The organism is Stieleria sp., from assembly GCF_041595215.1.
Lineage (GTDB): Bacteria > Planctomycetota > Planctomycetia > Pirellulales > Pirellulaceae > Stieleria > Stieleria magnilauensis.
In genome coordinates this window covers 1-5,295 of the sequence record NZ_JBFHKV010000586.1, presented here as the reverse complement: position 1 = coordinate 5,295, position 5,295 = coordinate 1, and the positions used below count along the sequence as shown (strand labels likewise).

4 protein-coding genes are annotated in these 5,295 nt (G+C 61.7%); all 4 read right to left on the bottom strand.

Annotated features, from left to right (window positions below):
* Positions 1–315: 315 nt before the first annotated feature.
* Positions 316–1,350 carry an NHL repeat-containing protein gene (locus ABX749_RS20605; RefSeq protein ID WP_372897631.1) on the bottom strand — a complete coding sequence of 345 codons (1,035 nt, stop codon included), beginning with the start codon at positions 1,348–1,350 and terminating at the stop codon, positions 316–318.
* A gap of 46 nt (positions 1,351–1,396) precedes the next feature.
* Positions 1,397–2,794, bottom strand: coding sequence for a PQQ-binding-like beta-propeller repeat protein (locus ABX749_RS20600; protein ID WP_372897630.1), 1,398 nt, complete (start codon positions 2,792–2,794; stop codon positions 1,397–1,399).
* 28 nt (positions 2,795–2,822) lie between these two features.
* Positions 2,823–4,118, bottom strand: coding sequence for a PQQ-binding-like beta-propeller repeat protein (locus tag ABX749_RS20595; RefSeq protein ID WP_372897629.1), 1,296 nt, complete (start codon positions 4,116–4,118; stop codon positions 2,823–2,825).
* Between the two features lie 517 nt (positions 4,119–4,635).
* Positions 4,636–5,295, bottom strand: a 660-nt coding sequence (locus ABX749_RS20590) for a universal stress protein (protein WP_372897628.1), incomplete at its 5' end; no start/stop codon positions are given.

Here is a 5,295-nt window from a genome sequence, read left to right as displayed (position 1 = left end):
CTCACAGCTCTGGCAGGGAGATTCCAGCCGCACGCATCCACCGCGCAGCGCGCGGTCGATCAAGTTCAGTGACAAGACGGATAGGCCACCGAGGAGCATGTAGCGTCCGGTGCGAATCAGATATTGTCGACGATCGTCGTTCGTTTCTGGATGCGTCATTGGATGGATCCTCTTGCCGATGCCAGCGGGAAGCGTAGGCGTGCGGCGCGTGGGCGTTGTCGGGTGTCATGTGCCACTGGCTGACGCCGCGTGTTGGCAACGTCACGTGCCACTGGCTGACGCCGCGTGCTGGCGGCGTTGATTTCCGACTGTTTTTTATGCATCGTCGCCACCGATCCTTTCGAAAATCCGCACCGACTTTCGTCTCGGATCCAAAACCAAGATGCGACCCCGGCTGTCGGTCGCCACGTCAAAGATCGCTTCGGCTTGGACGGCGCGGGGGTCTCCGATTTCCGACTGGGCGACTCCCAACATGCTCGGCCCCGCGACCACACACTCAAATTCTCCGAACTCGCTGTAAACCTTGATCCGTGGGATGCCCTTTTCCGACGTCACGATTTCGCCACCGGGCAAGACCGCAAACTCGCTCGGATTGCAGCAACCAAAGAAACGGTCGATCGTCGCGCCGGGCTCGCCCCAACGGACTTCCAGCGCTCCGTCGAACGTGTACGTCTCCAGTCGCAGGGCGCCCGGGTTGGCAACGTGCAGCCGTCCTTCGGATCCGATCGCGATGTCGAAGTGGGCACTGGGGACGTTGAAGGTTCGACCGCCGTCATCCGGATCGCCGATCGTTCCCACGCGTTGGCCGGACGGGTCGTATCGCAACACCACGCGGTTGCCCGCGTCGGCGACGAACACATCGTTGCCCGCAACCGCGATCGATGCCAGGATCACGTTCTGCTCCGGCACGTTCCAAATCCCGACGCGACTGCCGTTCGGCTGGAACACTTCGATCCTGTCGCCGCCACCGACGTAGATTCGCCCCGGAAAGACATGTTCGTCACCACCGACCGCCAGGCAGCCGGGTTGGCCTTCGGTTCGGATCACCGCCAACTCGGTGCCGTCTTGCGAATACACGCGTACGGCTTGGTCACCGGCGACATAAATCTTGTCCGCGGGGCCGACGTCCATGCAGCGAACGTCATCCAACTGGACTTCGATTTCGCCAGTCTGCTCGAATTGGATCAAGCCCGGATCGATGTCGTAGACACTGGAAAAATCGATCGTGAAGGATCGACGACTGCGCTGGGCCAACGGGTCGCTGCTGACGACGGCATAACTGGCGATGCCGACCGCCACAGCGATCACGGCGGTGACCAGCGTTCCGCGATGCTGATTCAGGAATCGCATGTGTCGTTGAACTCCATCTTCATCGGGGATCGGGTTTTCATCGCCATCAATTCGCTCGCAGATCCAGGCAAACCAGTCGTGTCATGTCGCGGAGGATCAATCGGCCCGCGACCATCGCCATCGGGCCCCAGGCATCGTGGCCGCCGGGTAGCACCTTGTGCCGGGCCAGTCGTATGTAGCCGGCCGGAGTCGCCTCGGCGGCCGTCAGCGTTGCGTCGTCGTCCAAGATCAGCAGCAGGTCGTCGGCGAACAGGTAGGGACCGAGTCCGAACCGATCGCCGCCGCTGTCCCAAACCTCATTGCCATCGAGGTCCAAACAGACCATCGTTTTTGCGCCGACCTTTCGAATGCCGAACAGATGGCCGTCGCGGTAGATCGGTGTCTGCTGTTCGGAACTGAACTGTTTGGGCGTCAGTTCGAACAGGCTCTGGGCCTCGATCCCGCTGTCGGTCTTGACCAGTTGCAACATCAATGCTCCCGATCCATAGCCTCGGGACAGGAAAAGACGATCATCGGGTAACACCACCGGTGACGGACTGGTGGCATTGATTTCTTTCCAGGCGGTCGTTTCCCAAAGCAGTGTTCCGTCGTCGGCCGCAACGCCGGCGACGCCGCCGCTGGCGCAGTAGACATACGTCCGACGTCCCTGCAACTCCATCGGAACGATAGAAACATGCGTCATGTTCCAGCCCTTAGGATTCGGTGACTGCCAAATCACGTCGCCCGTCCGGTAATCAATCGCCATCAACATCGCGTCGCCACAAGGGGCAACGATCAAACGGTCTTGATCCACCAACGGGCATTGGCCGGTATACCATTCCGGCACTCGGGTTCCATGATCGCGTTCCAGATCGATCAACCAATGCGATTTTCCGGTCGCCGCATCCCAACACGCCAGATGACAACGGGGCCCCATCGTGATCACGTAGTCACCGACGATGGTCGGCACCGTTCGTGTCATGCCGTGATGAAACGCGACGACCACGGGATAGCTGTTGCGCCAGATTTCGCGGCCGTCGTCGAGAGACAAGCAACGCAGCGTGTCGGCTTCGGCTTCCTCGTCGTAATCCAACACGTAGACTCGCCCGTCGCTGATCGCGGCGCCGGCGTAACCCTCGGCGACGTCGATCGACCAGAGCACGGGGGGACCTTCGGCGGGCCAGGACCGTGCCAACGGTGGGCCGTCGGTTGCAATCGAATCGCGGCCCGGACCGAGGAATCCTGGCCACTGGCCGGGAATGTCCGACGCGGTTCCAGGCCCGGCGATCGGCTGTCCCGGCTCGGGGCGAGCCGTCTGGCCGGACCGGTCGATCGTGCCGTCGCGTCCCGAAGTCCGCGGTTCCAGATCGCTCGGCGGGCCGGTCGCCAACCAGAACGCCAGCAACACGACTCCGACCGTCGCGGTCAGCGTGGGGAGAATCGCTTCGGGGGCGTGGACTTTCACAGGAACTACCTAGACAAACTCAACGAACTCACTTGCCGATGCAATACAGATGCTCTTCCGTGCGGATAAAGATTTGCCCCTCCGAGAACGCAGGCGTCGCGTTGGTCACGCCGCCCAAGTCGTTGCTGGCAACCTCTTCATACGATTGCGGGTTGGGCTTCAAAACGATCGTCGTGCCGCGTTGGCTGAGCGCGTACAAGTGCCCACCGGCCAGCACCATCGACGCCCAATGATCCTTCGCTCGACTCTTCCACACACTCTCGCCCGTTTCGGCATTCAAACATTCCAGCGTGCCGGGACCGGAGTTGGGTCGAAAGATGTGACCGTCGACCAGGACGCCCGTGCCGACGCTGCTCGGGTTCCGTTTCTCGACGTGCCACAGCCGATTCGATGCGGTGACGTTGCCGATGCCGCCCAGCTTGAAACCCATCGCCGGACCGCGCAGGTCGGCCATGGCGAAACCGATGCCCTCACCGATCAGCGGTGAAGAGCTGACCACGTCGTAACGCGAACCGTTCAATCCGTCGCACCACCAAATCAGATCGCCGCTGTCGAGATCGTAGGCGTTCACTCGCGTGCTCATGGCACAGATCACCTGCGGTCGGCCATCGACTTGGGCGACCACCGGCGTACTCCATGACCCGACGTCGTCGGGGCTCTTGTCACCGCTGTAGGCTTCGTGGGTTTCCCACAGGGTCTTGCCGCTGGCCAAGTCAATCGCGGTCAGGAAAACGCGTTCTCCCGGGCCCGTTTGCAGCAGGACCTTGTCCTTGTAAATGATCGGCGACGAGCCATAACCCCAGATGTGTTTGAACTCGCCCAGATCGCGCGACCAAAGCGGCTTTCCGGCAAAGTCATAGGCGTGCAATCCCGCCGAACCATGCCAGACGACGACGTGCTCGCCATCGGCGGCGGGCGTCGTGCTGCCGAACGGGTTCTTTGAATGCGTGATGTCTTCACCATACTCGACCGTCCGCGTCCAGAGCAGCTTTCCGTCGCTGCGGTCGATGCAAAGCAGACTGCGTTGGCGACCGTCCTCGGTGGCGCTGGCGAGGAACACACGTCCGCCCGAAACGATCGGACTGCCGGCCCCGGCGTCGGGAAGATCGACTTTCCACTTGACGTTTTCTTCCGGACTCCATGTCAACGGATAGTCAACGCCCTCGGCCACCCCGTTCCCATTGGCCCCGCGGAACTGTGGCCAATCACCGGCGTTCGCACCCGGTGCCGCCCAGATCGGTGCCGTCCAAATCGCGGCCGGCCAAACTGCCGCCACGACGATGACCACCAAGCCCATGGTCAGTCCACCTCTCAACTTCGTCATCCGCTGGTCCCTCTTCGTGATACGCCTGTTACGTCGATCCCCCAAATGGTTTTTCTCCGTCCATCACTACCGCACGTCGTGTTCCGACCCCGTTAAAACTTGGCGTGTGGCGCGACGCCGATCCCTGATGCGGGTGATTGGCAGATTCTGCCGGGAAAAGCCTGGGAATCTCACGCCGCCAGCCAATCCTGTCGGGCAACGCTGTGAAGCATTTATTCCCTGCGTTTGACGAGGTGTTAGCGGCAGGGCGCAAGCCCTCCGATCCCTCATCGTTCCCGAAACACCGGAGGGCTCGCGCCCTACCGCTAAAAAATGCTTCACAGCGTTGCCTGTCGGGGTGGAAAAAGATCTGCATGCGAAACGAACTGCAGAGCGTCGCAACGAAGACGTGAGACAACGCGTCACGAAATGTTGCGATACCTCAGCGAGCGCGGGCGGATACGCACGCGGCTATGTCGCACAGAGATCAAGAGTCTTCGCCGCTTCCGCTACCGGTGGGCGGACGAGATTGCCCGTCTTAATGAAACAAGAACAGCGGCAGATGCGACGCTTCGATCAACGTCTGGGTGAACGATCCGAGCAGCACCTCGCGGATCCGTGAATGGCCACACGATCCGGCGACCAGCAGCCCCGCGTCCACCTCGGCGGCGAGACTCAACAACGCGTGTTCGACCTTCGTTTCCCCTTCGATCGCGTGCAGCTGACCGTCAACGCCGTGAAGCTGTAGAAAATCAATGGCGGGCTGCGCGATCATCCGGGCCGATTCGACCGAAGCCGCTGCGGTCGCGACGTGGACCTTTCTGCCCGCGCCCAGACCCAACGTGACGAACGCCAACAGCGCTTGTCCGGCCGGCCGGCTGCCGTCATAGGCAATCAGCACATGGTCTTGCTGAGGCAGTGACAGGGGCACCGTGATCAGCGGACGCGGAGCCTGACGGAGCACCTTGCCCAAGGTGCTGTTGGCGGACGTTGCCGATTCCAAGGGCGTATCGCGGCTCAGGATGATCAGGTCCGATCGTTGGGCCTCCGTCACGATCTGCTCTGCCACATCCCCGCTTTTTCCACAACACTCGACGCTGATCCCGGCAGTGCGACATCGCTGCTTGAAAGCGTCCAGGTTTTGCCGGGCCCGTTCGCGTAGCTGCCGGATCTCTCGTCGACGCTCCGCCTCGGCCGT